The organism is Arthrobacter sp. NtRootA1 (genome assembly GCF_019976975.1).
Taxonomy (GTDB): Bacteria; Actinomycetota; Actinomycetes; order Actinomycetales; family Micrococcaceae; genus Arthrobacter; species Arthrobacter aromaticivorans.
The window spans coordinates 4156654-4183039 of sequence record NZ_AP024630.1; the positions used below are offsets into that span (position 1 = coordinate 4156654).

A 26386-nucleotide genomic window follows, 5' to 3' on the forward strand; every position below is an offset into this window, starting at 1 on the left:
GCCCGTTCCCACCCGATGCTCAATCACATCGTGCCCGTTCCCACCCGATGCTCAATCACATCGTGCCCGTTCCCACCCGATGCTCAATCACATCCTGCCCGTTCTCACCACGGAGTTGAGCTAAGCGCATAGACTCGATGTAGAAGGAGAGTCATATGGCAAAGGGTCCAACGGTCTACCACGTCGCAGAACGGGCAGGCGTCTCGATCGCGACGGTTTCGTTTACTTTTCGGCAGCCGGACAAGGTCAAAGCCTCCACCCGGGATGCCGTACTGGCAGCTGCCGAAGCACTGGGCTATGTCCCCAGCGCGAGCGCCCGCGGGCTGGCACGCGGCAGGACCGGCGCCCTTGGCCTGTTTGCCTACGACTATCTGCTGGATCCTGCCCATGGACGGAGGGAAGAAGGCATTGCCGCCTCGGTCCCGGCCCCGACAGAGGGTCTTGGCAACGAGGACCTCCGACTCTTCCCCTTGTATGTGGACGAGGTGCAGCGCGGGGTCGAATTGGAATGCTGGCGGCGCGGCCAGGCGCTGCTGGTAGGCGGCGGAAATCCGGAAAACAACGAGGCGGTGTTGTCCGACATCGCGGGCCGTGTTGATGGTTTGGCCATTTTTCCCAGGTCGGTCCCCAGCGAGGCTCTGGCCCGCATTGCCCGACGCATTCCCGTGGTGGAAGTCTCCGAGAGCGACCTCAACGCGGATCTGGACCATGTAACTGTGGACAATGAGTCCGGCATTCGAGCGATTACCGAACATCTCTTGACGGTGCATGGCATGACCCGGCTTATGTTCCTCGGCGGCATGCCCTCCTCCGACAATGACCACCGGCTCCAGGCGTTCCTCCGAACGTTGCATGATGCAGGACTATCGTCGGCCCGCGGCCCCAACTATCCGTGCGGCAGCGATGAGCGCGTGGCTGAGGTCGTGCGCTTGCTTTGCCAAGGCGGGAACTTGCCCGATGCCATTGTGTGCGCCACAGACCAGGACGCCCTGGTGGTCCTGGATACCTTGGCGGCAGCTGGAGTCAACGTCCCGAAGGACGTGGCTGTGACGGGGTTCGACGGCATTGCTGCTGGCCGCGTGGTCCGACCATCCTTGAGCACCGTGCGCCAACCCCTGGAACAAATGGGCCGGTCCATGGTGCAGCTTCTGCTGGATCGGCTGGACAATCCTGAGAAGCCGCCCGCCAACGTACATCTCCCCGTCCGTCTTGTGGTGCGGGAAAGCTGCGGCTGCCAGGCGGCCTAGCCAGGTCGTCAACATTACATAAAGTCCGGCGGGGCATGTTCCGCCGGGCTTTTCTTTTTCCACATTGCCTCACCAAGCTGTTGCCAAAGTCACAGTCAATGCGCTTAGATTGGGCTTGTTGGCAAATCAAAGCGCTTAGATATCTATTTTGAGGCGCAAGTATGACCCTCCTCCGCGATATTCCCTTCCGCAGTTGGCAGAGAAGATCGGGACCCACGAAAGGAACAACGATGATCCATCCGAACGCCACCAAGGCAGCTGCGGTAGGCCTCGCTGCAGCCCTGCTGCTCACAGCCTGCGGTCGGGACGCAACGGCTCCGGCCGGTGATGCGTCCGCCGCACCCATTGCCTCGGGGCCGGCTACCGGCACCATCACTCTGTGGGCGCAAGGCAGCGAGGGCGAAGCACTGCCTGCCCTGCTGAAGGAGTTCGAGTCCGAAAACCCTGGCGTCAAGGTGGACGTCACAGCAATTCCCTGGGACGCGGCTCTTAGCAAGTACCAGACGGCCATTGCCGGCGGGACCACTCCGGACGTTGCACAGATGGGTACCACGTGGATGGGCGACTTCAGTGACTCTTTCGACGCCACTCCCCAGGAAATCGACGCCAGCACGTTCTTCCCAAGCTCCGTGAAGTCGACGGAAGTTCAAGGGACCAGTTATGGGGTGCCGTGGTACGTTGACACCCGCGTCGTCTATTACCGCAGCGACCTTGCAGAGAAGGCCGGGATCACCGAGGCCCCAGAAACCTGGGACGATTTCAAAACCCTGGCCAAGGCTCTCCAGGAAAAGGCCGGGGCAAAATTCGGAATCCAGTTGCCGACTGGCGTGGCCGGATCCTTCCAGGACACCCTTCCGTTCCAGTGGTCCAACGGCGCAAAGCTCATGAACGACGACGGCACCAAGTGGACTCTCGACACCCCGGAGGCTGCCGAGGCACTGAAGTTCTACTCGGGTTTCTTCACGGACGGAATTGCGTCCAAAGCGGCGTCAACAGGGACCACAGCCGAGGCTTCCTTCGTCGACGGTTCTGCGCCCATGATGATCAGTGGTCCCTGGCATGTGGGGCTCCTGAACAAAGCCGGCGGGGAGGGCTTCGCGGACAAGTACAAGGTTGCGCCGATGCCCAAGGCCAAGAGTTCCACGTCCTTCGTGGGCGGCTCCAACATGGTGGTCTTCAAGAAGTCCAAGAACAGGGACGCATCCTGGAAGCTCCTGCAGTGGTTGTCCAAGCCCGAGATCCAGCTCAAGTGGTACCAGGCAACGGGCGACCTGCCCTCCCAGGAGAGCGCGTGGAAAGATCCGTCCCTCTCCGCCGACAGCAAGCTTTCCGTGTTCGGAGAGCAATTGAAGAACACCAACAACCCGCCATCCGTCACCACCTGGACCCAGGTAGCCGCAGCCGCTGACACCGAAATCGAGCAGATCGTCAAGGCGGGCAAGGACTCCGGGGAAGCGTTGAAGTCCCTCCAGCAGACTGCGGAGTCGATCGGAACCGGGAAATAGCAGTGGCAACCACCACAAGCGTCAGGCCTGCCAGCACCAAGGTGGCTGGCAGGCCTCCTGCCCGGGGAGGACGCGCACGTCGCCGGCGCAATGCGTTGGTTGCCTGGCTCTTCGCGTTGCCGTTTGTCCTGGTCTTCTCGGTCTTCATGCTGGGACCATTGGTGTCATCGTTCTTGATGTCCTTCACCGACTTCACCAGCCGCGACATCGACAACCCGTTTGCTGTGGGATTCGTAGGTTTAAACCAGTACTCTGCCCTCTTCAAGAATCCCCAGTTCCTGCATTCCGTCCTCAACACTGCGTACTTCGTGGTGGCGGGGATACCCTTGACGATCGTTCTGGCTTTGGCGTTGGCCGTAGCCCTCAACAACGGCATAACACGTTTCCGCACTGCGTTCCGCGTCGGGTTCTACACGCCGGTGGTCACCAGTATCGTGGCTGTCGCCGTCGTCTGGCGGTTCATACTCCAGCCCGATGGCCTGCTGAACGTCATCCTGGGCTGGGTAGGCGTCGCGGGCCCAGACTGGCTCAACAGCACCACGTGGTCTATGCCCGCACTGATCATGCTGGCAGTCTGGCGGAATCTAGGGACCCTGATGATCATCTTCCTCGCCGGCCTCCAGAATGTTCCAGCCGACATTCTCGAAGCTGCAGCAGTGGACGGTGCCAATGCCTGGCAGCGCTTCATGCGCATCACCTTGCCCATGCTGCGCCCCACCCTGCTTCTGGGGACGGTCCTGCTGTCCGTGGGCTTCCTGCAGTTCTTTGAAGAGCCTTTTGTGATGACCAAGGGCGGCCCACTGGATTCCACGTTGTCAGTCAGCTACTTCACGTTCAACCAGTTCGGGTTCGGCAAGTATGGACTCGCTTCGGCCGCCAGCTATGTCCTGTTTGTGGCGATTGCGCTCCTGAGCCTGATCCAATTCCGAGCCCTGCGATCCAAGGACTGAGGACTTCAATGACAACAGACCAGATAATGCGCAAGCCCAGGAAACGAACACCGGCTGCCCGCCCGTTGACCTACGCAGTCCTCCTGGTGGCAGTAGCTTCCACTCTCCTCCCCTTCGTATGGATGTTCCTTGGCGCATTCAAGACCCAGGGTGAGCTTCTCCGCCGGCCCATCACCTGGTGGCCTGAACAACCCACGCTGGAGAACTTCCTGACGTGGTTCAACGAACTCCACATCGGCACGTTTTTCCTCAACAGCCTGGTGGTGGCCGTGTTCACCGTTCTGGGCAATCTCCTGTTCTGCTCCATGGTTGGATACGCCTTGGCCAAGATGGACTTCCCCGGCAAACGGTTCCTGTTCCTCCTGGTCATGGTCATGCTGATGGTTCCCGGTGTGGTGACCTTCGTCCCACTGTTCGTGATGGTCAGCAAACTCGGCCTGGTGAGCACCTACCCGGCACTCATCCTGCCTTTCCTGGCAGCACCCATGGGTGTGTTCCTTATGCGCCAATTCATCATGGGCATTCCGGATTCGCTGATCGAGGCAGCCAGGATTGACGGTGCCGGTGAGTTGCGCACCTTCCTGCGGATCGTTCTGCCCCTCTGCGGACCTCCGCTGGCAACCTTGGGGATTCTGACTTTCCTTGGATCATGGAACAACTTCCTGTGGCCGCTTGTGGTGGCCCAGAGCGAAGACATGTACACCCTACCGGTGGCTCTCTCGCTGTACTCCACGGGCCAGAACGCTACCGACTACGGACTGCTCCTGGCCGGATCAGTCCTGGTGATCACACCCATCCTTCTCTTGTTTGTTGCCCTGCAGCGCTTCTTCATCCAGGGCGTCGCTGCCACCGGCATCAAGTAGCCCCTCCGGGCCGAACCACAACTGACCCCGAAAGTACCCATGACATCACAAACCCACACCAGCCCCCTGACCTCCGTGTCGGACCAAGGAACGCACTACCGGGACCTTAACGGCAACGGGATCATGGATCCCTTTGAGGACCAGGCCCTCACCCCGAAGGAACGTGCAGCTGACCTCACCTCCCGCCTCAGCCTCGAGGAGAAGGCCGGCCTGATGTTCCATACGGTGATAGAAACCGGTCCCGAAGGTTCGCTGCTGGAGACACCGGGGGACATCAGCAAATCGCCCACCAGCACCGTGATTCTTGGCAAGTTCATGAACCACTTCAATATCCACAGGCTGGGAACGGCCCGCGAGGCCGCCCGCTGGAGCAACGCCCTCCAGGAACTCGCACAGCAGACGCCTCATGGGATTCCCGTGACCATCTCCACTGACCCACGGCATGCATTCATTGAGAACTCCGGTGTCTCCTTCACCGCCGCCCACTTTTCGCAGTGGCCCGAACCTATCGGGCTCGCAGCTATCGGCAGCTCCGAACTTATTCGCCGTTTTGCAGGGATTGCGCGCCAGGAGTACACGGCTGTTGGTATCAGGGCAGCCCTTCATCCCACCGTTGATCTGGCAACCGAGCCGCGGTGGTGCCGGCAGGCAGGGACCTTCGGCCAGGACTCCCAGCTCAGCGCCCAGTACGTGGTGGAGTACCTGCGCGGGTTCCAGGGAGAGAATCTGGGGCGCACCAGCGTCGCCTGCACCACGAAGCACTTCCCCGGAGGAGGCGCACAGCGCGATGGTGAAGACGCTCATTTCCCCTATGGGCGGGAGCAAGTCTATCCGGGTGGCCGATTCGATGAACATTTGGTTCCCTTCCGGACTGCCATTGCGGAGAAAACCAGCGCCATCATGCCCTACTACGGAATGCCGGTGGGCGTGGAACTCGACGGCGAACCCGTGGAGGAGGTGGGTTTCGGCTACAACAAGCAAATCATCACGGGCCTACTCAGGGAAAAGCTCGGATTCGACGGTGTTGTTCTCAGCGACTGGGAATTGGTCAACGACAACATCGTGCGAGACCAGGTGTTGCCGGCACGGTCCTGGGGCGTCGAAGAGCTCACGGCACCGGAGCGTATGCTGAAAATCCTCAACGCCGGTGTGGACCAGTTCGGCGGCGAAGAATGCACGGACTTGCTCATCGGTCTGGTCAGGGATGGCCTTGTCAGCGAGCAACGCATAGATGAGTCCGTACGCCGCCTGCTTCTGGTCAAATTCCAGTTGGGTCTGTTCGACAACCCGTTCGTGGACGAGGATGCGGCGGCAGAAATCGTCGGGAACACAGAGTTCCGGCGCGAAGGGCACTGCGCGCAGGCGCGGTCCGTTACGGTGTTGGCAAACAGCGATGACGACGCCGGAAGCACCCTGCCGCTGACGGGGTCACCTTCCATCTACGTTGAGGGAGTGGACCCCGCCAACCTCGCCGGGTTTGGAACACCCGCGGTAAACCCGGACGAGGCGGACATTGCCATCATCCGACTTCACTCGCCATGGGAGCATCGCGACGATCTATTCCTTGAGAAGCACTTTCACGCCGGAAGCCTGGACTTTCCGCCGGGGCTGGTCTCGCGGCTTATGTCCTTGGCTAAGCGCGTTCCTGTGATCATCGACGTTCGCCTGGACCGTCCCGCCATTTTGACTCCCCTGAGGGGATTGGCTTCGGCTTTGGTAGGCACCTTCGGCGTCTCGGATACAGCGCTCCTGGACGCATTGTTCGGACGGATCCAACCCGAAGGAAAGCTGCCCTTCGAAATTCCGAGATCCATGGATGCTGTCCGGGCTTCCCGACCGGACGTACCCAGTGACACCGCGAATCCCCTATTCCCCTTTGGGCACGGCCTTCGCCTGACTTCCGAAAATCCATCCCTATCCGGCCCCGCGTCCTCCAAAACCGAGTAAAGGACAGACCTCATGAACCAGCACATTGCACCAGCCCATGGCCTGTCCGTCACCACCCGTCGCCAGCTCCTAGCCGGTGTCGCGGCCGTCGCCGCCACCGGACTCACCGCTGCCGCAGCGCAACCCGGCTTGGCCACCTCAACCACAGTTCCGGCGTCGAACGCATTTCGGGTATCCACGGCGAAGAACCAAAGCGGCATCGACCACAAGGTCATCAACCGGTGGGCCCATGACACTTGGCAATCCTTGGTGGCCATGACGGATCCACGGACAGGACTGCCTGCCGACTACATCGGCGATTCGATCACCAACCCTGAGCGCAGCGGCTTCACCTCCCCCACCAACATTGGCGGCTACATGTGGAGCACTGTTGTGGCCCGTGAGCTGCGGCTCATTAGCGCACGTGAGTGCAGGGACCGCCTGACGCAGACCCTGACAACGTTGATGCACCTCAAACACCACCAGCCCAGCGGCATGCTCTACAACTGGTACAACGAAGCCACCGGCGACGTCATCACCATCTGGCCGGAGAACGGCAACGTGGTTCAGCCATTCCTCTCGAGCGTGGACAACGGGTGGTTCGCCGCGGCCCTCATGGTGGTCCGTAACGCCGAACCTAAGGTTGCCGCATTGGCGAACAGCATCCTCCAGCGAATGAACTTCGGCATCTTCTACAACAAGGACGCACGGCCCGGCGTTGCGGCGGGTCTGTTGCGAGGCGGCTTCTATGACGTCAAACCCACGGTGGAGACTGTGCAAGGCAACTACCTTGGTAACGGACCCGACGTGTTTTACACGCTCAACCACTACGACGTCACCAATTCCGAACCCCGCATCGCCACCTACATCGGCATCGCTTTGGGTCAGATTCCGCCGGCACACTACTTCGCCACCATGAGGGTGTTCCCTGATAGCTGTGACTGGTCCTGGCAGGAACAACAACCTGTGGGTGAACACCGGAGCTATCAGGGGATCGATGTGTTTGAGGGGGCATACACCTACCGTGGCATGCGCATAGTTCCCAGCTGGGGCGGGGACATGTTCGAGTCATTGATGCCGGACTTGTTTGTCCCCGAATCCAGTTGGGCCCCGAAAGCCTGGGGTATCAACCATCCGCTAACAGTCCGGGCACAGCGAGAGTTCGGCCTGGACGACGCCAAGTATGGATATTGGGGATTCTCACCGGCGAGCCACCCGAACGGTGGCTACTCGGAGTGGGGCGTGGACGCGCTGGGGATGAGCAGTGACGGCTACCCATCTGATGCCGAGCGGACCAGCGTGGACACCGGCTTTGGAGAATGCCGACCGGCAGCCAACCCCACTCCGACGTGGGGCGACGGCGTGGTGACACCCCATGCTTCGTTCCTTGCGATGGAGTACGAGCCTCAGGAGGCCTACCAAAACCTGGTAAGGATTGAAAAGGGCCTCGTAGCATACGGTCAGGGCGGATTCTTTGATGCAGTTGCCGTAAAGTCCGGAACTATCGCGCGGCGTTATCTCTCCCTTGACCAGGCCATGGTGCTCGGAGCATTGGGCAACGTATTTGGAGACAACGTGATCCGCAGGAACTTCGTAAAGGGAGAGGTCCAGAAGGTCATCCAACCACTTATTGCCGTAGAGGAGTTCGGTGCAGGCTTGGTCGGTTGATTTCGGCTCCCACCGATCGGGAAGTGAGAGAGAAACACGCAAAACCCGACGGGAAGTGAGAGAGGAACGCTCAAAACCTGACTGGAAGTGATAGAGCATCGGGGAAGGCAGAAACGCTCCCCTGCTTGGAGATCCCAGGCAGAGGAGCGTTCCGGGGTAAGTGTTACTTACGGAATACCTGGACGATCGACGGCCGGGGAGCCCGCGCTGCACCGGCGGCAGGCGTGGCTCCGGCGTCTACGTAGTCCGGGAAGAACGAGTGCTGGTCCGCGAACGTACCTTCCTCGCCCGGGTGCTGGACCGCTACGAAAACGGTCCGCTCGTCGTCGTGGATGATCGGGCCACAGGTCTCGGCGTCGCGCGGAACAGCGAGGAACTGCTCCACCTTTCCGCGTTCGGGCCCTTCGAGGGTTACCTTGAACAGCCCATCTGCATAGCCGATGGAGGACGGTGCGCCATCGGTGGAGATCCATAGGTTGCCCACGGAGTCGAAAGCGACGTTGTCCGGGCATGAGATGGGAGAAACCTTGTCCGCGGGGAACCCGGAGAAGTATGCGGACGCGTTCTTGGCGGGGTCACCGGCCACCAGCAGCAGGGTCCAGTTGAACTTGGTGCCCGTCTGATCCGGGCCCTCGGTGATTTCCACGATGTGGCCGTCACGGTTCAGCGTCCGAGGGTTGACCTCGGTGGCGCCTTCCTTGCCCACCTTGCCGCGATCCGAGTTGTTGGTGCAGGCCACATAAACCTTACCCGTGAGCAGGTTGGGCTGGACGTCTTCGCAGCGGTCCATCTTGGTGGGGCCAACCTTGTCAGCGGCGAGACGTGTGTAGACCAGGACTTCAGCAACAGACATGCCGGGAACTGCCGAGACGCCACCCACCACCAGCGGCAACCACTCACCGGTGCCGTCAAAGGCGCCGTCGGCCGGAACCTTGCCCGTACCGTCAATCTCAGCAGCTGGGGAGTCCCCCGTGAAGCGGGCAACGTAGAGGTCTCCTTCGGAAAGGAGGCTCATGTTGTTCTTACGGGCCTCCGTTGAGTCGCCGGGCTGGTATTTGCCCTTGGAGACGAATTTGTAGAGGTAATCGAAGCGCTCGTCGTCACCCATGTACGCCACCACCTGGCCGGACGGGGCGACGATCACGTTGGCACCCTCATGCTTGAAGCGGCCCATGGCGGAGTGTTTCTTCGGAGTGGAAGTGGGGTCGAAGGGGTCAACTTCCACGATCCAGCCGAAGCGGTTGGTCTCGTTGGCGTAACCGGCGTTGCGGGTATCGAAGCGCGGCTCGTCGAGTTCCCACTGGCGCGTGGTCGCTTTCGCGGAAAGGCCGTAGCGCTTGTCGCTATCGCTGGTGCCCGGGGCGGCGAAGTAGCCGTTGAAGTTCTCTTCGCCAGAGAGGATGGTTCCCCATGGAGTGGTTCCGCCGGAGCAGTTCCCCAAGGTTCCCTTGATCCAACGCCCGGCGGGGTCGTCGATGGTCTTGACCAGGTTGGTACCGGCAGCGGGACCAGTCAGCTCGTAGACGGTGTCGGTGAGGAAGCGGCGGTTCAGGGGTGCGCCCTGAACGTAGTTCCACGGCTTGTTCTTGTTCTTGCGCTCCAACTCCACCACCGTCAGGCCATGACCGGCACGGCCGATTGCCCGGGCTTCGGCGGCGTCAAAACCTGCCGGCAGCATGATGTTCTCGTTGGTGTATTCGTGGTTCGTGAACAATACGGTTCGACGATCCTTGGACCCGGGAACCGGGATAATGTCCGTGTAGTCGTTGTTGTAGCCGAATTGTCGTGCTTGGGCAGCAGCAGTCTGCGCATTAAGGTTGAAGGCCGGCGAATCGGCGAAGAGGGGGTCGCCCCAGCGGATGATGGGCTTCCAGTCGTAGCCCTCTGGAACTGTGAAAGCGTCAACAGCGGCGTCAACCGGCTTGATGGCCGTGAATTGGAGCTTGGACTTCCCGAAGCCCTTCTTGGCTGCGTCCGACAATCCGTTGCCAGCATCGGCGACTGCACTGTCAGAACCGGTTATGGCACCACCGAGGACGACGGCGAGAGCACCGGCGGCGCCAAGCCCGAGGGCGGCGCGGCGGCTCATTGCCGTTGAGGCGATGTCGCGGAAGTAGCCGTTGGAGCTCGTGTTGCAAACATCGCCGGCACAGGCGTTGTCGCATTTGAGCGCGCACGTGACGGCACTGCGTTTGCCTTTGGTGTGGCCGAACATGGGCAGCAGCGGGAACGTGCGTCCGGTGGTATCAGACATGGGGGACCTTCCAGAGAATGTACGAGGTTCCCGCTGAGCCTTTCAGCGCAATCCGAATCCGAGAGGACTCTCTGGTTAAGTTTCGGTGAACAGGTCTTCTTGTGAGGAAGCGAGCGCCGAATATACGCGTCGCAGCCTCTCCAGCCACCAGTCGCGACGTTCCGCCGAAGCGGCAAACTGCTCCAGCAGCCCGGGATCGGCGACGGCTTCGCGAAGGCGAATGGCGCCGTCGTCGGCTACCAGGGGATCCAGGGTGATGTCCGAGGCGAAGAGCGAAACGGTGCCAAGCCCACAGGCGTACGGCAGCGAAGGTAGCGCGGCTGCGAGCGCCAGACCGGCGCGGATACCAATGGAGGTATCGAGGGCGGAACTGACGACGGCGGGAAGGCCGGCCTGGGCGACGATGTCCAGGGCACGTGCCACTCCCCCAAGCGGCGCTACCTTGACGACGATCAAGTCCGCAGCTCCAGCCCTCGCGACGCGAAGGGGGTCGGATTCTTTCCGAACGCTTTCATCGGCGGCTATTAGGACGGGCGCTCCCGCGGAGGCAAGGCGACGGCGCACCTCAGCCAAGCCCTCAATGTCCGGGACCGGTTGCTCTGCATATTCAAGTCCGACAACCGACAATTGGCCCAGCGCCTCTACGGCTTGGACAACGTCCCAGCCCCCGTTCGCATCGACGCGGATAGCAGCGTCGGGAAGGGCGTCGCGCACGGCGGTGACCCGTGCAAGGTCCTCGGCAAGAGATTGGCCACGCTCAGCAACCTTTATCTTGACGGCATCCACGCGGCCGAACCGGGCAAGTACTTCCGGCACCCGTTCCGCAGGCACCGCGGGAACGGTGGCGTTCACGGGAATCCTGTCCCGTAGCGCTGGAGGGAACCCAACCCAGCCCGCTTCCAAGGCGGCAGAGAGCCAGCGCGAGGATTCGGCGTCGTCGTATTCCGGAAAGGGGCAGAATTCGCCCCAACCCAGCGGCCCTTTCAGGAGGAGTGTTTCCCGCTCCATGATGCCGCGGAACTTCACGCGCATGGGCAGTGAGACGACGTGGGCGTTGTCGAGGAGTTCTTCGAGCGACGGCAGAGGCGACGGTAAATCAGTAAGACGAGCAGGCATATTGCCACTGTACCGGCGGCTCCTGGCGCCAAAGGCTGGCCAATCACGCTATGTGGACAACTCGGACGTTCCAAGAATCCGTACACTTGGTTCCATGGCTTGCCGTATCAGCGAACTGGTCCTCCACTGTGCCGATCCCGAAGTGCTCGCGCGGTTCTGGAGCGACGTCCTCGGTTACGTCGAACTCGACCGGGAAGATGGCGCGATCGAGATCGGCCCTCCCGACGTGGGGTTCGGCGGTCTACAGCCCACCATCATCCTGAGTCCCAGCAGCGACCCGCGAATTGGAAGGCTCCCCTTGCACATCGACGTCAATCCGGTCGACAGGGACCAGGACGCCGAGCTGGAACGTTTGCTCGCCCTCGGCGCCCGCCCTGCTGACGTCGGGCAGACCGGGAACGAGCAATGGCACGTCCTGGCGGACCCTGAGGGCAATGAGTTCTGCCTGCTGCGTAAGCGGCTTGAGCCCTGATCCCATAACCGGACGACGTTAGTCGGACCAGTACCTGCGGACCTTGCCGAGCGCCTGACCTAACTGTTCGGCGGATATCACCACGGAGCTTTCGGGCAGGCCGATCGCATCCCATTTCGCGATGAGCTGCGTGTCTCCTTCGAGCGGCAGTGGCCAGAGCCAGTAACGTCCGGTGGACTCCACCTGTTCTCCACTCGCGCTGCTTCCTCCGCCGCCAAGGACAGTCAGCACAGGCCCGGTCACACCCTCCTGGTCTTCTTCAAACGTCGGACTGTTATGGGCTGCAATGGCCCGGCGGCCATCCGCAAGCGCAACACCTATCCTGAGCCCGGAGTCGATTTCCAAGCCGGTGCGGGGATAATTGAGGGCTTGGTCAGCAGCGTCCCTCCACTCGCGTTCCGATTCGTTGCTGCGTCGCATGCTCCACACAAGATTCAGGACGCAGCCCGTAGAGAAAACTTCCACGGATTTCAGCGCCATCACCAACTGGGGACGAGAGTGGATGAACTCACCGATGTGGACCACGCCGGGTAACTCGTCCGACGGCGGTCCGGCCCAGCCTGGCCGCAATGGCTGGGGCTGACGTGGCCTTTCCGGAGGTTCGGGGAGGTCGTCGAAGAAGCTCATGCTCCAATCCTTACACCGTGGCAAAGAATTACGGGAGGACCCGCTGACGACTGGGAGGAAGCAACCGCGATATCCTCTGATTCACGACTCAACACGGGGGCAATATGACGCAAGCAGCAAACGGATCATCGACGCCGGCGGGCTGGTACCCGGATCCGTCCGAACCGCGGCAGATGCGCTGGTGGGACGGGTTCCAGTGGACACCACATCTTGCGCCTGCCACCGCGCAGTTCATGCCGCTCCAGCGTGTCCTGATCAGCAACGCAACCCCGGTTTACAACCCGTTCATTTGGGCCATGTTGATCCTGCCTTTGCTCTCTTTGGGGCTGTTGCTGACCTGGCAGCCAAATTTCCACTACATCACCACCCGGCAGGGCGCAACGACGTTTGACCCTACGTCTATCTATACGCCCGGCTACTTCATGCTTCAGATCTCGGGCTTCCTCATCTGGGCTTTATGCGTCCTCTGCGCGTACTTCGATTACCAGCGCCTAGCCCGTTCAGGGGTAATTCGTCCGTTCCACTGGGCGTGGTGCTTCCTGAGCCCAACCGTGTACATCATTGGCCGAACGGTCATCGTCCGTAAAGTGGCGCCCGGCCGAGGCATGGCCCCCATCTGGGCAATGATTGGGACGATTGTACTGTCATTCATCGTGGTGGGCATTTGGACGGCAACCCTGATGTCGTCCCTCTACTCGCAAGTCGGATACTCGGTCAACGCGTAAGCTCTGCGGCACGGTACATAGGGCGGTGAACACTTCGGAGTCCGGCGTTGCAGCCCACGTCCTCACACGCGTTAGGTAGACTGCTGACAAATGAAGGATGGAAGGACCTCCCGATGAACCGCAAGGCCACTGCACTGGACGTCGCCAAAAGGGCGGGGGTGTCCAGGAGTGCGGTCTCGCTGGTGCTCAATGGCCGCGGCGACGGCAACGTGGCCAAGGAGAGCCAGGACCGGATCCGTTTGGCCGCACAGGAACTCAACTACTCCCCCAACGCGATCGCGCTCAGCCTGCGGAACCAGCGCTCCCGGGTGATCGGCATCGTGTCTGACGAAGTTGTAGTCAGCCCCTTCGACGGCAACATCATCGGCGGCGCGGACGACGTCGCACGTAGCCGCGGTTTTGTCACCGTGGTCATGGACACCGAGCGCGACGCCGCCCGGGATGCGAGCGCAATCGAAACCCTCCTGGACCGGCAAGTAGACGGGCTCATGTACGTGACCGTGGGTTTGAAGCCGCTCGACGTTCCCCACGGCATGCTGCGGGTCCCGTCAGTCCTGGCCAATTGCTACGACAGCAGCCCCAAACCTCAACTTCATCACGTCATCCCCGACGAAATCACCGGCGGCAGGGACGCTACCGAGCACCTGCTGCAGTTGGGGCATCGGGACATCGCCTTGCTCGCTGGCGCCGAGGGTTCCCCGGCCGCTCCCCTGCGCGTTGAGGGCTACCGGGATGCGTACGCCGCCGCTGGCCTGTCGGTTCGCGCGGACCGGATCACCATGGCGGGTTGGGACATCGACGCCGGTTTCCACGGCGCCATGAAACTGCTCGACGGCGTGTCCCCGGCTGAGCGGCCCACGGCCATCATGTGCGCGAATGACCGCCTGGCAATCGGTGTTGCCTTGGCCGCCGCCCGATTGGGCCTCAGCATTCCCGCAGATCTCTCGGTGATGGGTTACGACGACGAAGCACGCATCGCCGACACCATGGTCCCCGCCCTGACCACCATGGCCTTGCCGCTGCGTGAGATTGGACGCGCGGCCATGACGACTCTCCTTGACACGATCGAGGGCGTTTCCGGCAGGGACACTGCCGAAACTCACGTGGAAACGATGGTCCCATGCCGACTGGTTATCCGGGAATCAACCGGCCCTGCGCCAACACGCTGAAGACGCTGAACCGCTGGGCGACCCCGTTGCTGACCCGCTATCTCGTTGTTGGGCAACAACGGAATAGCGGGCTTACGACGTCCTAGCCCCAAACGCACGACGTCGGCCTGCCGCCTACTCGGGGAGCTTCAACTCCCACACGTCGGCAGTTGCGCCGTCGGGCAGGGTGAGCTGCCATTCCTCGCCGGCCGCAGGGTACGCGCGAAGCGTCGTCGCGACCGAACCCGTGCGGTACACCTCCACGAGGGAAGCATCGATGAAGATCCGGAGCTCCTCCCCTGAAGCCAACGACCCCGAATAGACCACTTGCCTGGTGCCGTCGGAATCGCCATCTGCACTTGAAGCAAGCACCAGCTCCACATCGCCGGAAGACACACCACCGGAAGACGCAGCACCACCCCTCACGAGCACCTCGGCAAACGCGGGCACCACCACCGAACCGGCAGCACCCGCAACCACGGCAGCATCCGCATCCAAGGCAGCACCCGCAGCCACAGCAGCACCCCTGTATGCCAACACCTCGGGCGCCGGGGAAACAGCCAGTGCCCCGTCAACCAAGGACAGAACGCGAGGATGTGTCAGCACGCCGGCCCATCCGGCGTCGTCGATTTCCTCCTGGGTGCGGCCACGGCGACCGTCGCGTCCGGGACCTTCGTTGGCCCACCCCCACAACAATGCAGCAGGCGAAGAATCAGCCGAACCATAAGAGAGCTGCACGATCTGCGGGGCATAGAAGCCGCGCCCAAGATCGGATTTCCCTCCCGAGGACGGCACAAACACAGGCAAGCCCGTCGCGGGGTCCGAGGAAAGGGAACCGATCAGGTGCCCAACCCCGTTGGCGTGCTCGTGGTCGTCGCCGGATAACCAAAGCGAGAACATCATCACCCAGGCAGAACCGCCGGAGGAGTCGGGAACCTGCACCAGTTGCGGGCACTCCCAAATCTCGGCCGGCGTATGAACCGCAGCCACGGGATCAGCAGAGGTGAACCAGATGCCCTGGTACTTCCAGTCGTTAATGTCCTCCACTGTGTACAGCAGCAAAGCGGCGCGCCCATCAGATAGACCCGCTCCCTGGATGGCATATCGAGCACCGTTGAAGCGGAAGAGGAAGGGATCGCGCACGGCCGTGACCAGAGGATCGGAGGGCATGGAGGCTGCAACATGGCCGTCCTGCTCCCACGTCACCAAGTCCGAGGAACCGCGGGCAATCACTACCTGCGAATGCCCTCCATGATCGCGAACGCCCGAGTAAGCTGCGGTCGGAACGCCACCATCAGAGGCCACCACGCCGGTCCAGCAGCCCGCGGAATCGGGACCGCCGGCCTGAGGCGAAAGTGCGACGGGGTGTTCTTCCCAATGGACCAAATCCGCAGAACTCACGTGTCCCCATTGGATCTGCGAGTGTCGGGCCGATTCCGGGTTGTACTGGAAGAAGACGTGGTACCGGCCGTTGATGTAGCTGATGCCGTTGGGATCGTTGATCCAACCTTGGGCCGGACGGGGGTGGAATCGCGGGAAGGCCGGATCCGGGTGCGTCGAAGCAGACAACAGAGAATCAAAAAGTGCAAGGTCCGTCACTGGAACCCTTTCAATGGGAGAAGCTACTTGCCCGTTCCAGCGGTGAGTCCGTCCTGCAGTGCGCGCTGGCCGAACATGAACACCACCAGCGCGGGAATCATGGAGAGGACGACGCCTGCCAGCACCACGGAGATGCTTCCGGTGCCGAGGTTGCCCTGCAGCGACACCAGCCCCAGGGGCAGGGTGAAGTTCTGCTCGGAGATGGTCATGATGAGTGGCCTGAAGAACTCGTTCCAGTGGAAGTTGAACGCCAGGATGCCCACGATCGCCAGGCCGGGCACAGCCAGCGGTGCGTACACGGATCGGAAGGTGCGCCACGGCGAGGCGCCGTCGATCGCAGCCGCTTCAGCGAGCTCACCCGGCAACCCAAGGAAATACTGGCGCATCAGGAAGGTGCCGAACGCCGTCGGGATGGCCGGAATGATCAAGGCGAGCAGCGTGTCCGAGAGTCCAACACCGCGGATCAACATGAAGACCGGCACGATCGTCACCTGTGCGGGCACCATCATGGTGGCCAGGACGATGGAGAACAGGGCGCCCCGTCCCCTAAAACGAAGGTGCGCGAATGCGTAACCGGCAAGTGCTGCTGTGACCATCTGCCCGACAGCGATCAGTCCGGTCACCAGGGCACTGTTCATTACCAGCAGCACGATGTTGAGTTGCTTGAACACCTGCTGATAGGACGTGAGGTCCGGGTTCAGGGGCAGGAATGCCGGCGGCAGTTTGAAGGATTCCGACGGCGGTCGCAGCGAGGTGGATAGCGTCCAGAGAACGGGGCCCAGGACAAAGACGGCGGCGATCAGCAAGGCGATGATACGTCCGGCAACTGACCAGTCGCGCTTCTTGCGCGTAACCACAGGCGCCGTGGTTTCAACACGTTCTGAAATGAGGGTCATGGCGGGCCTTACTGGTAGAAGACGAATCGTTTGCTGAGCCGGAACTGTGCGGCTGTGATGGCCATGATGATGAGCGTCAGGATCACGCCGATCGCCGAGGCCTGGCCGAATTCGAGCCGTTGGAACGCAGACTCGAAGATCACCATGACGGCGGTACGCGTTGAGTCGCCGGGCCCGCCACGCGTGAGCACGTAGGGCTGATCGAATACTTGCAGCGCGTTGATGATGGCCATCACGGATGCCACCAAGGTGGTGGGGCTCAGCAGCGGCAACGTCACGTAGAAATGCTTGCGCCAGCCGGTGGCGCCATCGATCGATGCGGCTTCGTACGTCTCCACCGGGATCGAGGCCAGCCCACCGACGAACAGCAGGAATGAGAACCCGAAGTTCTGCCACACGTACACAAGAATGACGACGGCGGCCGAACCGCCTGGCGTCGTCAGCCACGGCACCGCTGGGATGCCGACAAGCGAGAGCAACCAGTTCACCACGCCAAACTGCTCGTTGAAGAGATAGCGCATGAAGATGGACACCGAAGCTGCGGACAGGATCAGTGGGAAGAAGAAGGCAGAGCGGAAGAACACCCTCAGCCATGCCGGGAGTTTCTCCTGCACCATGATCGCCAGGCCTAGGGCGAGTCCCAGCTGGAGGGCTACGGCCACGATGACGAACACGATGGAGTTAAGGAACGAGACACGGACGGTCGGGTCCTGGACTACCTCGGCGAAGTTGTCGAAGCCCACGAACGTCGGCGCGGAGATGATGTCCCAGCGGAAGAAGGCGAGCGCCACGGACGCGACGATCGGCAGCAAGGTGAAGATGCCCATGCCCACGATGGTCGGGGCAAGGAAAGCCCATGGCAGCCAGCGTTGCTGGACGCGGCCACGCTTGGAGGGTTGGCTGTGCTTGTGCGTGACCTGACGGCCGCCCGGTTTCCTCCCGGTCCCGGTGGGGGTACTGGTTGCGGTGCTCATGGCTGCCTCCTCAGGGCCAGTTCGAGATCGCGCTGCATTGATTCGAGGGCCTGCTTGAGCTGGCGCTCGTCCCCGCTGACAGCGAGGGATACGTTTTTCATGAGGGCCGTTTCGACGGCGGCCTGCTGGGGTGGTGCCGGAATGGGACCTGTGGTGGGGAACTTGTCCAGGGTTTCGTAAAAGACCTTCCAGTTCCGTGGACCGGTACCTGCGTAGAGTTCCTCGTTGACCATGGAACGGCGTGCAGGGGTGGTGTTCGGGGTGGGGAACACGATCTGCATGGCTTCCTTGCTGGAGCTGAACTTCACCCATTCCCAGGCTGCGTCCTTGTCCTTGGCGGTCTTCATGATCGCGTAGCCGGCCGTACCGAACTGGTGCCGCTGGGTCCGCCACTTCGGGAAGAACTGGACGTCGAATCCGTCCTCAGTCATCCCCGCTTCGTGGAGGCCTTGTACCCAGTAGCCGCCCGCCGGCGTCGTACCTATCCTGTTGGAGGCGAACAGACCGATCAGTGCGCTGCCGCCGCCTTCCTCAGGCCGGACACCCAGTCCGTCCTTGACCAGGCCACGGAGGTAGTCGAAGGATTCGAAGACCCGGGGATCGTCAGCGTTGGGTTCGAGCCACTGGTAACCGCCGGAGCGGAGGCTGCGCGAGGGGTCGTTGGCGTAGAAACCATCCCAGAGCCATTCGCCTCCGGTGGACTTGGTTTCCTTGAGGAAGCTCGTATCGTTTGCGTAGAGCCACGGCACTACTCCACCGAAGAGACGGTTGGTCCAGTAGTACGGCGTGAAGTCCTGGGGCTTGACCTTCTTCATCGCAGCGAGGGTGCTGCGGAAGTCCATGTGCGTCCAGTCGTCGGCGGGGCGATCCAAGCCGGCCTGACGGAATGACGCGGTGTTGTAGTACATGTTTGCGGCATTCCAGTCGATGGGGAGCTGGAAGAGGCTGCCTTTGTACATGAAGGCTTCCACCAAGCTGGGGTGAACGTCCTCGAAGTACTCCTTCATGTGGTCGGCGTCGCGGCGCAGATACTCGTCCAGCGGATGCGCCAGTTTCTCGGCGAAGAGCTGGGCACCCTCTGTGGCCACGTACACAACGTCTGGTGGCGTGCCTGCTGCCACCATGGTGAGGATCTTGGTGAAGAAGTCCTTCCAGTCCACGGCCTGGATGGCTTGGACCTTGACCTTGATCTCTGGGTGGACCTTGGCGAAGGCGTCAATGACCTTCTGGCGGGCCGCGGCGTCGGCGGCAGTGCCCATGATGGCGATGCTGAGGCTATTGTCTCCCCGGCCTGGAATATCCATCGCGGTCAATCGCGGCCACGACGCCGCTGTTGCTCCGACTATCCCAGCACCGAGGGCTGTGAGGGCGGTCCTGCGTGTGAATTGTCGCAAAGCCCCATTGGTTCCCGGCATTCTGAATTTCCCTTCCTAACACGTGTTAGGAACTGTAGACCCGCCACCTAACACGTGTCAAGCGTCACAGGAAAGTTGCAGCGAGCTCACCAGCACTCTCCGGTCCTATCGGGAGCAATAGCCGCGTCATGATTCTTCGCCAAAGCATTATCCAGTTGAGTTAGGTTAGGTTTACCTTGTTACATAGTCTTTCGTGACTACCCATCCGGACGTGGCCCGAATCTCGTTCGCCACCAGCCTGGCGTCCTTCGGCGACCGCACCGCCATCAGAGCCGGGCACGGCTCCATCAGCTACCGCGACCTAGCCGCGCGCGTAGAGGATATGGCACGCCAACTCGGCCCTGGGCGCCGCCTGATTGCCCTTGAAGCCGACAACACCTTGCCGTCCCTGACGGTGTATCTCGCAGCCCTGGCATCGGGCAATCCGCTGCTGATCCTGCCCGCCGGCGGTGGGAAAGCAGCCGAAACTCTCATTGCCGCTTACGATCCAGACATCATTGCGCGGTCCTCCAATGGTGAGCCTGTCCTGGACGTGCGCCGCCACGAGACGGCACACCAACTGCACCCGGATCTGGCACTTTTGGTGAGCACTTCAGGGTCTACTGGCTCGCCGAAACTCGTCCGACTTTCCGCGGCTTCCATCCAGGCGAACGCAGCGGCAATCGCGCAATACCTACACCTGCGTCCCAGCGATACTGCGGTCACAACACTTCCCCTCTCCTACTGCTATGGGATGAGCGTGGTGAACAGCCACTTGTTGGTGGGTGCATCCTTGGCGTTGACGGACCTCTCCGTTGTGGACCCATGTTTTTGGGACTTGGTCCGCACTGAGGGCGTCACTTCGTTCGCTGCCGTCCCCTACACCTTCGAGCTTCTGGACCGTGTGGGATTCGAGCACATGGACGTTCCCAGCCTGCGCTACATCACCCAAGCTGGAGGTCGTCTTGCTCCCGAGCGCGTCCGATCCTATGCAGAGTTGGGCCGCGAACGGGGCTGGGACCTTTTCGTCATGTACGGGCAAACCGAAGCCACCGCCCGCATGGCTTACTTGCCACCGGACCTGGCAGCGGAGCATCCGCATGCCATTGGCGTCGCGATCCCCGGCGGAGAATTCCGGCTCGAACCAGTGCCGGGGCTGGATGACTGGGAGCTCGTCTACACCGGGCCAAACGTCATGCTGGGGTACGCCGAGAAACCCGAAGATCTGGCCCTGGGCCGGGAAATTAGCGAACTCCACACCGGCGACCTCGCCCGGCTCGGCCCTGATGAACTCTATGAGATTGTGGGCAGGCGCAGCCGCTTCGTGAAGATCGTTGGGCTCCGCGTTGACCTGGGACGTGTTGAGCGGCTCCTTGCAGATCTTGGCCTGATCGCAGCTGCCGCTGGTTCAGACGACGTCGTGGTTGTGGCCGTGGAAGGACACCACGATCTTGCCTTGGTCGCCAAGAGCCTTGCGCAGGATCTGGGTGTCCCCCGCGCGGCCGTCCAACTGCATTCGGTACCAGCCATTCCACGGCTGGGCAACGGGAAGCCTGACTATCCGGCCATCCTCGCGTTGTCTGCGCAGCCGGAGCCCCTGTTTGCGGAGACGGAGCGCCTGTCTTCGGGGACGGAGCGCCACCCCGGGTCAGAATCCACTCCGGGGACAGAGACTGTGCTTGAGATTTTCGCAGAGGTCCTGGAACAGCCAGACATCACCGAGACCGACAGCTTCGTTTCCCTTGGCGGAGATTCACTCTCCTATGTGGCGGCGTCGGTACGGCTTGAGCGTGCACTTGGCCGCATCCCGCAAGGGTGGCACCTGATGCCCATTTGCGAGCTTATCCCCGCCCCCGAAGCCGCAGCCCATCCAGCACATGAAGATGCGCGCGCCACTGGCAGGAAATTTCTCCGGAATTGGCGCGGGAAGTTGTCAGCACGCATGGAGACGGGCATCGTGCTGCGCGCGGTGGCCATCATTTTTATCGTGGCAACCCACATCAAGTTCTTCTCCTGGGAAGGCACCGCCCACGTGCTGATGGCGGTTGCCGGCTACAACTTTGCCCGCTTCCAACTGACGGGATCCCGGCGCGAACGGCTCCGGAGGCAAATGCGTGCCGTCACGCGGATCGTCGTACCCAGCGTCCTGGTGATCGGCGTCGCGTTCGCTGTCACTGACGACTATGGCTGGCACAACGTGTTCTTGTTGAACTCAATCGTTGGTCCCCAAGGGTGGACGGATATGTCCCGCTTCTGGTTCGTTGAAGTTCTGGTGCACATCCTGATCGGGTTGGCTCTGCTGCTGGCCATACCCGCGGTGGACCGCGCGGCACGCAGATGGCCGTGGGCGTTTCCACTCGCGTTGGCCGGCGTCGACCTCCTGCAGCGCTTCGACATCATCGAGCTGCCCTACCCTGGCCAAGGGCCTGTCCTGTGGCTGTTCGCTTTCGGATGGGCTGCGGCTGTATCGCGGCAGTGGTGGCAACGCGCCGCTATGACCGCGTTCGCCCTACTGACGATTCCTGGGTCCTTCAGCAACGAATACCGCAGCGCCACCATCCTGGTAGGTTTCCTCATCCTTCTGTGGATTCCTACCTTGCCCGTGCCCCGCGGCCTGCACCGCATCACGGCTCTTCTGGCCAGCTCGTCACTGTATATCTACGTCACGCACTGGCTGGTGTACCCGCTCTTTGAACAGACCCACAAAGGGCTGGCCGTCGCGGCATCATTGTTGGTGGGCGTGGCCTACTGGGCCACCGCGACGCGCGCCATGGGCAGCATCGAGCGGTGGCTTCGTAACCGACAAAAGCGGAGCCACTTCAATTCCCCCGACCCGCGGCCGGACAGGATTTCAGTGCTGGATGCGAGGGTGCCGCATCGATCGCGTTCTCGCGGATGAGTGTGAGAAGACCGGCCGAGCGCCCGAAAACGCCCGTGCGTGACCGTCGCGGCGGCCCCTCCGATTCGCGGAGGACCCATCTTCCCGCCGAGAATGCGACGGAGCCAACAGCGCCAGCGGCACAATGGTTATCCCCAACCAGACAATCACAGCCAGCAACGCCAGCATCAGGCCTGTAGTAGGTTCCATAAATTAAGAATAGGCTGATTTGCCCTTGACCATAAGGCGCCTTATTGGTAGCTACGCCGCGCCGGAGGCATCTTTCACATGAGCCTTCCAGCGAACTGTGGCAGTCTTGATTCAATGAGTTCCCAGCAGTCCCGCCCCATCGCGATGTCCCCTGACCGGTCAGCACAAGGTCGCAAGCCCGGCATCGGTACAGGACTGCTTTTCGGCTTGGGTACCCTTGCCAGCATCCTGGGGTTGGTTGTCACGTACTACTTCTTCGTGCGGACCACCATGGGTCAGTTCATCGACGAGTCGGCATTGGTTGAGGCCACTGAACTGAGCGGCTCTGCGGGCAGGGCGTCTACAAAGTTCCTGGATATGCTGCCCATTCTGTCCCTGGCAATCGCTATCATCGTGGTGCTCTTCGTGACCGTTGCGCGTCGCCGTTGGACTGCGGCCGGAATTGCCGTGGCCGCATGTATCGCTGCCAACCTGGCTACCCAGGTACTCAAGTTCTTCATCCCGGACAGGCCCGATCGCGGCGTTCAAACACTTGAACTCAATTCACTCCCCTCCGGCCACACAACGTTGGCAGCGTCCGCTGCTACGGCGGTCTTCCTGATGGTCTCGCCCCGCTGGCGGCCCCTGGCGGCATTCCTTGGCAGCACCTTCGCAGTTGCCACTGGAGTTTCGACACTCATCAACCAATGGCATCGGCCCTCCGATGTCGTAGCCGCCTTCCTCGTAGTGGGCGCGGTCATGCTTCCTGCCGGATGGCTGATCCTCCGCGGCGGCAGTGACTGGAATGTTTGGAAAGGCTACGGCGAGCACTGGGCAGCGTCGCGCTTCTGGGTATGGTTGACCGCCATTGCCTTGCTCCTGGCAGCTGTCGTGGCCGGCTACTCACTGCTCCAAGTCATGCCGGGACTCAGCGCCGACAGCACTGTGGACTACTTCTGGGCCGGCACTGCTTTCATTGTCGTCGCCGGCTACCTTTCCGCTCTGGGCGGGACATGGCTGTTCGGCCTGGCGGCCAGGAAGCGCTAAGGACCGGAGATTTAGGGCTCGACGGCGGCACCTTACTTCGGCTCGATGCGCCGGGCCTGTGCGCGGATGAACTCCCGGTCCTCTTCCGTCAGCAAGGTGCCTCCGTGCCCGTCGACAGGGCTATCCTCACCCGTCTCATGGTTGAGGATGGCCGTCTGGGTGCGCGGGATGATCATGCTTCCCGGATTCTCGATAAGCCATTGCTGCGTTTCCGGTGAAAGTTGATTCCAGAATTCCTTGATGTGCATGGTAATCAGCGCCGCCCCTTCAATGTTTGAGTACATTCCCTCACTGGCAGATTCCCTTAATGCCTCAAGCATATTTTTACAAGATTACAAACACCTTTACGGATTATTTCCAAACTGCAACATCTTCGGTTTCAAGCCCCGAAAAGCTTGATCCAACCTTGAGCCAGCGCCGCATGGAGCCTTGATCTGAGACCGCGAAAGTAATCGCAAGGCAGAAGCCACAACAACACGAAAGAAGGTCTCACCGTGAAAAACACAACAATGCTTAAAGGCGCAGCGGCAGTTGCACTTGGTGGAGCGCTGCTCCTGGGTGGCGGAGGAACACTGGCTTGGTGGAATGCTTCGGATTCCGCAGCGGCAGGCACCATTGTGGCTGGCGACTTGAATGTCCAGGCAGCAACGGGCGTTTGGACCGACGGCGCAGGCAACCCTGTCAACATCGCCACGTACTTGGTGGTTCCCGGCGATCTCCTGACCTACACACAGGATCTGGACATCACCCTCACCGGCGACAAGATGGCCGCCAACCTCGTCGCCACCAACACCGACGCGGGCGCAGGATTCGATCCCGCCAACGTCACGGTCACCTCGCCCAAGCTGACCGATGCTGATGGGGACGTCATCGCCAACCCCCTCACTTCTTCACAGCACGTCACGGCCAGCATCACCTTCGAATTCAAGTCCAGCACCTCAACCCGCACGGACGTGAACGCCAGCAGGAATCTGGGCAACGTATCCTTCACGCTGACACAGGTGCAGCAGTCCGGCCTCCAGTAGTCCTACCCCGCAACAACTTCACCAGGAGTGTCAATGAGAATCCCCAGGAGCATCAAGACGGCGGGCCTTATGGTCGCGGCCGTGCTCTTGGGGCTCATGGCCGTTCAGGGTACCTACGCGCTCTGGTCTGCTAACGCCGTTGCCCAGCCGGGCACGGTCAAAGCATCTACGTTTACGGTCAACCTGACAGGAAACCCTTCAGGGGCCTCGATGCCCATGACCGTCAATGACCAAGCGACAACGTTGGCACTGACCACGGCACAGGCACCTCTGGCGGACCTGGTCCGCGGCAGTTCCGTCTATACGTCCATGGGAATCGGAAACGCCAGCGACGCCGGAGGGGTCTTCGACATCACCGTCACCGCTACGGCACCTACAGTCAGCAACATGTCCGGCGGTACCTTGGGCGACTATCTCACTGTGAGTGCCGCCAGTGCGGCGTCGAGCACCGCATGCTCATCGGCCAGCGGCTACCAGCCTTTGAGCGGGGCAGGATTTACGACGCCGGCAATCGCCAAAGGCGCCACCGCCACACTCTGCTTCAAGGTGACTTTGGACGCTGCCGCGCCTTCCAGCGTCGAGGGCAGTTCCGTCTCAATCACTCTTCCGCTACACGCTCGTCAGAAATGTGGGGTTCCCAATGGTTGCGCCGAGTAGCCTGAAAGATCGCAATAGCCTTGATGAGCTACTGCTGGAAACAACGCCTGGCACCGCATCGTCCAGCACTCCTGTATTTGGTGAAACTGGCGCCGACGTGTCCGTCGCAGTCGAACCAGAAAACGCGGAACCGCAGGAACCCGAGCGGCTTTCCTCAGAACGTACTTCCAGCCGTCGGCTACTTACCCGCGTCGGCCGGGGACTCGGCGTCGTACTTCTTTCGCTCGCACTCCTGGCCGTCACGGTGCTGATCATGCTGCCCAAGGTGACCGGCTCGCAAACCTATTCGGTGCTGACCAATTCCATGGCACCGAAGTACGCACCGGGCACGTTCTTGGTTTCGCAGACGGCGGACTTTGACGAGCTGAAGCTCGGCGACGTGATTACGTACCAGATCGAATCTGGCAAGCCGGGTGTCATCACGCACAGGATTGTTGGTTTCGGATTCCTCCAGACGGGCGAGAAGACGCTCACCACCAAGGGCGACAACAACGACGTCGCGGATCCCCAGCCCGTTCGTGAAATCCAGGTTCGCGGTAAGTTGCTGTACGCCGTACCGTTCGTGGGGTTCGTCGCGAACGCCCTGGGCAACAGCGACCGCTCACTGTGGCTGGCTGTGGGCGCCGTGGGTTTGATCGGCTACGGTGGGTTCACCATGCTCCGGGAAGTACGGAGCTCGCGAAAGGAAAGGCAGTCTGCGTGAAGCAGGGAACTGGCCCCTCGGCCAAAGCCTGGGCCGTTGGCCTTTTCTGCCTGACCGTATTAGTGGGCATCGGCGGAACGTCCGCATTCGGACTGTGGGAGCAGAGCTCCACCGCAACCATGACCGTAAGAGCCGCGGTTTCAACGCCTACCCCCACGCCTACCCCGACCCCAACACCCACGCCTGTCGGATTGACGTTGACCTGCACCCAGATAACTACAAGCACCGTCCGGATCAGCATCGCGGGTTTAAGCTCCCCGACAGCGATGACGGTCGGCGGCAAGATGAGTACCAGCAGCGTCTACGTTTCCATCCCGGTGGTGCCTCCGTCTGCAACTTTGGACTTGACGCCCAGCAGCCCCATCTTCCTCACCGGCGTTCTCGACGGCCACAACCCAGAAGTTGACGTTCAAGTGACGGCGTTGCAAAACACTGGGACCACGGCCACGGGCGAGCTACGTCGCTTGAAGCTCTCCGGCAATGGAAAATACCTGACCTGTCCGGTGTAGACCGGAGCGACCTC

Annotated in this window: 23 protein-coding genes; 15 read left to right on the forward strand and 8 right to left on the reverse strand. The window is 61.5% G+C overall.

What is annotated here, in order from left to right; genetic code table 11:
- The first annotated feature begins 155 nt into the window (after positions 1–155).
- The 6 genes from LDN90_RS18905 (at position 156) to LDN90_RS18930 (ending at position 8159) form a co-directional block, all read left to right on the forward strand.
- Positions 156–1247, forward strand: a complete 1092-nt coding sequence (locus LDN90_RS18905; protein WP_223946661.1) for a LacI family DNA-binding transcriptional regulator — start codon at positions 156–158, stop codon at positions 1245–1247.
- Between the two features lie 230 nt (positions 1248–1477).
- Positions 1478–2752: a sugar ABC transporter substrate-binding protein gene (locus LDN90_RS18910; RefSeq protein WP_223946662.1), complete on the forward strand. Its 1275-nt coding sequence runs from the start codon at positions 1478–1480 to the stop codon at positions 2750–2752.
- Positions 2753–2754: 2 nt separating this feature from the next.
- Positions 2755–3702 carry a sugar ABC transporter permease gene (locus LDN90_RS18915; RefSeq protein WP_223946663.1) on the forward strand — a complete coding sequence of 316 codons (948 nt, stop codon included), beginning with the start codon at positions 2755–2757 and terminating at the stop codon, positions 3700–3702.
- 8 nt (positions 3703–3710) lie between these two features.
- The gene (locus LDN90_RS18920; RefSeq protein ID WP_223946664.1) at positions 3711–4565 is read left to right on the forward strand and encodes a carbohydrate ABC transporter permease; all 855 of its coding nucleotides are present in this window, start codon (positions 3711–3713) and stop codon (positions 4563–4565) included.
- Between the two features lie 39 nt (positions 4566–4604).
- Positions 4605–6512: a glycoside hydrolase family 3 N-terminal domain-containing protein gene (locus tag LDN90_RS18925; RefSeq protein ID WP_223946665.1), complete on the forward strand. Its 1908-nt coding sequence runs from the start codon at positions 4605–4607 to the stop codon at positions 6510–6512.
- 12 nt (positions 6513–6524) lie between these two features.
- Complete coding sequence (locus LDN90_RS18930; RefSeq protein WP_223946666.1) at positions 6525–8159, forward strand: glucoamylase family protein; 1635 nt, start codon at positions 6525–6527, stop codon at positions 8157–8159.
- Between the two features lie 163 nt (positions 8160–8322).
- Here the strand turns inward: LDN90_RS18930 and LDN90_RS18935 are convergent, their stop codons facing one another.
- Both LDN90_RS18935 and LDN90_RS18940 read right to left on the reverse strand, forming a co-directional pair.
- Positions 8323–10413: a PhoX family phosphatase gene (locus LDN90_RS18935; RefSeq protein ID WP_223946667.1), complete on the reverse strand. Its 2091-nt coding sequence runs from the start codon at positions 10411–10413 to the stop codon at positions 8323–8325.
- A gap of 75 nt (positions 10414–10488) precedes the next feature.
- Positions 10489–11529, reverse strand: coding sequence for an o-succinylbenzoate synthase (locus LDN90_RS18940; protein WP_223946668.1), 1041 nt, complete (start codon positions 11527–11529; stop codon positions 10489–10491).
- Positions 11530–11623: 94 nt separating this feature from the next.
- On the opposite strand from LDN90_RS18940, the gene LDN90_RS18945 reads away from it, so the two are divergent.
- Positions 11624–12001 (forward strand): VOC family protein, encoded by a 378-nt coding sequence (locus LDN90_RS18945; protein ID WP_216926462.1) that lies wholly within the window; start codon positions 11624–11626, stop codon positions 11999–12001.
- Between the two features lie 18 nt (positions 12002–12019).
- On the opposite strand, the gene LDN90_RS18950 is transcribed toward LDN90_RS18945, so the two are convergent.
- On the reverse strand, positions 12020–12628 hold the full coding sequence (locus LDN90_RS18950) for a hypothetical protein (protein WP_223946669.1): 609 nt from the start codon (positions 12626–12628) through the stop codon (positions 12020–12022).
- Between the two features lie 104 nt (positions 12629–12732).
- Here LDN90_RS18950 and LDN90_RS18955 point away from each other — a divergent pair, with 104 nt between their 5' ends.
- On the forward strand, positions 12733–13353 hold the full coding sequence (locus LDN90_RS18955) for a DUF2510 domain-containing protein (protein ID WP_223946670.1): 621 nt from the start codon (positions 12733–12735) through the stop codon (positions 13351–13353).
- Positions 13354–13466: 113 nt separating this feature from the next.
- The gene (locus LDN90_RS18960) at positions 13467–14522 is read left to right on the forward strand and encodes a LacI family DNA-binding transcriptional regulator (RefSeq protein WP_223946671.1); all 1056 of its coding nucleotides are present in this window, start codon (positions 13467–13469) and stop codon (positions 14520–14522) included.
- A gap of 114 nt (positions 14523–14636) precedes the next feature.
- Here the strand turns inward: LDN90_RS18960 and LDN90_RS18965 are convergent, their stop codons facing one another.
- The 4 genes from LDN90_RS18965 to LDN90_RS18980 are packed head-to-tail and all read right to left on the reverse strand — an operon-like array spanning position 14637 to position 19385.
- Positions 14637–16100, reverse strand: coding sequence for a glycoside hydrolase family 32 protein (locus LDN90_RS18965; protein WP_223946672.1), 1464 nt, complete (start codon positions 16098–16100; stop codon positions 14637–14639).
- A 23-nt stretch (positions 16101–16123) separates the two neighbouring features.
- Positions 16124–16996, reverse strand: coding sequence for a carbohydrate ABC transporter permease (locus LDN90_RS18970; protein ID WP_223946673.1), 873 nt, complete (start codon positions 16994–16996; stop codon positions 16124–16126).
- 8 nt (positions 16997–17004) lie between these two features.
- Complete coding sequence (locus LDN90_RS18975) at positions 17005–17970, reverse strand: sugar ABC transporter permease (RefSeq protein WP_223946674.1); 966 nt, start codon at positions 17968–17970, stop codon at positions 17005–17007.
- Entirely contained in the window at positions 17967–19385 is a 1419-nt protein-coding gene (locus tag LDN90_RS18980; protein ID WP_223946675.1) for a sugar ABC transporter substrate-binding protein, read from the reverse strand. The genes LDN90_RS18975 and LDN90_RS18980 overlap by 4 nt, the downstream gene beginning before the upstream one ends.
- Before the next feature lie 193 nt (positions 19386–19578).
- Between LDN90_RS18980 and LDN90_RS18985 the strand changes: the two genes are divergently transcribed.
- Both LDN90_RS18985 and LDN90_RS18990 read left to right on the forward strand, forming a co-directional pair.
- On the forward strand, positions 19579–22263 hold the full coding sequence (locus LDN90_RS18985; protein ID WP_223946676.1) for an AMP-binding protein: 2685 nt from the start codon (positions 19579–19581) through the stop codon (positions 22261–22263).
- 303 nt (positions 22264–22566) lie between these two features.
- Positions 22567–23478 (forward strand): phosphatase PAP2 family protein, encoded by a 912-nt coding sequence (locus LDN90_RS18990; protein ID WP_223946677.1) that lies wholly within the window; start codon positions 22567–22569, stop codon positions 23476–23478.
- Positions 23479–23510: 32 nt separating this feature from the next.
- Here LDN90_RS18990 and LDN90_RS18995 read toward each other — a convergent pair whose 3' ends face one another.
- A complete protein-coding gene (locus tag LDN90_RS18995) occupies positions 23511–23798 on the reverse strand; it encodes a hypothetical protein (RefSeq protein WP_223946678.1) in 288 nt (95 codons plus the stop codon).
- A gap of 174 nt (positions 23799–23972) precedes the next feature.
- Between LDN90_RS18995 and LDN90_RS19000 the strand changes: the two genes are divergently transcribed.
- The 4 genes from LDN90_RS19000 to LDN90_RS19015 all read left to right on the forward strand — a co-directional run bounded on the left by LDN90_RS19000 (position 23973) and on the right by LDN90_RS19015 (position 26372).
- The gene (locus LDN90_RS19000) at positions 23973–24503 is read left to right on the forward strand and encodes an alternate-type signal peptide domain-containing protein (protein ID WP_223946679.1); all 531 of its coding nucleotides are present in this window, start codon (positions 23973–23975) and stop codon (positions 24501–24503) included.
- Positions 24504–24536: 33 nt separating this feature from the next.
- Positions 24537–25160 carry a SipW-dependent-type signal peptide-containing protein gene (locus LDN90_RS19005; protein ID WP_223946680.1) on the forward strand — a complete coding sequence of 208 codons (624 nt, stop codon included), beginning with the start codon at positions 24537–24539 and terminating at the stop codon, positions 25158–25160.
- Positions 25161–25257: 97 nt separating this feature from the next.
- Positions 25258–25863: a signal peptidase I gene (locus tag LDN90_RS19010; protein WP_223946681.1), complete on the forward strand. Its 606-nt coding sequence runs from the start codon at positions 25258–25260 to the stop codon at positions 25861–25863.
- Positions 25860–26372 (forward strand): hypothetical protein, encoded by a 513-nt coding sequence (locus tag LDN90_RS19015; RefSeq protein WP_216926449.1) that lies wholly within the window; start codon positions 25860–25862, stop codon positions 26370–26372. Before LDN90_RS19010 ends, LDN90_RS19015 begins: the two co-directional genes overlap by 4 nt.
- Positions 26373–26386: the final 14 nt, after the last annotated feature.

Excerpts from the sequence above, each read along its gene's own strand:
- LDN90_RS18990 (WP_223946677.1), top strand. The coding sequence starts at position 22,567 with ATGAGTTCCCAGCAGTCCCGCCCCATCGCGATGTCCCCTGACCGGTCA.
- LDN90_RS19005 (WP_223946680.1), top strand. The coding sequence starts at position 24,537 with ATGAGAATCCCCAGGAGCATCAAGACGGCGGGCCTTATGGTCGCGGCC.
- LDN90_RS18910 (WP_223946662.1), top strand. The coding sequence starts at position 1,478 with ATGATCCATCCGAACGCCACCAAGGCAGCTGCGGTAGGCCTCGCTGCA.
- LDN90_RS18935 (WP_223946667.1), bottom strand. The coding sequence starts at position 10,413 with ATGTCTGATACCACCGGACGCACGTTCCCGCTGCTGCCCATGTTCGGC.
- LDN90_RS18930 (WP_223946666.1), top strand. The coding sequence starts at position 6,525 with ATGAACCAGCACATTGCACCAGCCCATGGCCTGTCCGTCACCACCCGT.
- LDN90_RS18920 (WP_223946664.1), top strand. The coding sequence starts at position 3,711 with ATGACAACAGACCAGATAATGCGCAAGCCCAGGAAACGAACACCGGCT.
- LDN90_RS18940 (WP_223946668.1), bottom strand. The coding sequence starts at position 11,529 with ATGCCTGCTCGTCTTACTGATTTACCGTCGCCTCTGCCGTCGCTCGAA.
- LDN90_RS18950 (WP_223946669.1), bottom strand. The coding sequence starts at position 12,628 with ATGAGCTTCTTCGACGACCTCCCCGAACCTCCGGAAAGGCCACGTCAG.
- LDN90_RS18975 (WP_223946674.1), bottom strand. The coding sequence starts at position 17,970 with ATGAGCACCGCAACCAGTACCCCCACCGGGACCGGGAGGAAACCGGGC.
- LDN90_RS18925 (WP_223946665.1), top strand. The coding sequence starts at position 4,605 with ATGACATCACAAACCCACACCAGCCCCCTGACCTCCGTGTCGGACCAA.
- LDN90_RS18945 (WP_216926462.1), top strand. The coding sequence starts at position 11,624 with ATGGCTTGCCGTATCAGCGAACTGGTCCTCCACTGTGCCGATCCCGAA.
- LDN90_RS18905 (WP_223946661.1), top strand. The coding sequence starts at position 156 with ATGGCAAAGGGTCCAACGGTCTACCACGTCGCAGAACGGGCAGGCGTC.
- LDN90_RS18955 (WP_223946670.1), top strand. The coding sequence starts at position 12,733 with ATGACGCAAGCAGCAAACGGATCATCGACGCCGGCGGGCTGGTACCCG.
- LDN90_RS18980 (WP_223946675.1), bottom strand. The coding sequence starts at position 19,385 with ATGCCGGGAACCAATGGGGCTTTGCGACAATTCACACGCAGGACCGCC.
- LDN90_RS18995 (WP_223946678.1), bottom strand. The coding sequence starts at position 23,798 with ATGCTTGAGGCATTAAGGGAATCTGCCAGTGAGGGAATGTACTCAAAC.
- LDN90_RS18970 (WP_223946673.1), bottom strand. The coding sequence starts at position 16,996 with ATGACCCTCATTTCAGAACGTGTTGAAACCACGGCGCCTGTGGTTACG.
- LDN90_RS18960 (WP_223946671.1), top strand. The coding sequence starts at position 13,467 with ATGAACCGCAAGGCCACTGCACTGGACGTCGCCAAAAGGGCGGGGGTG.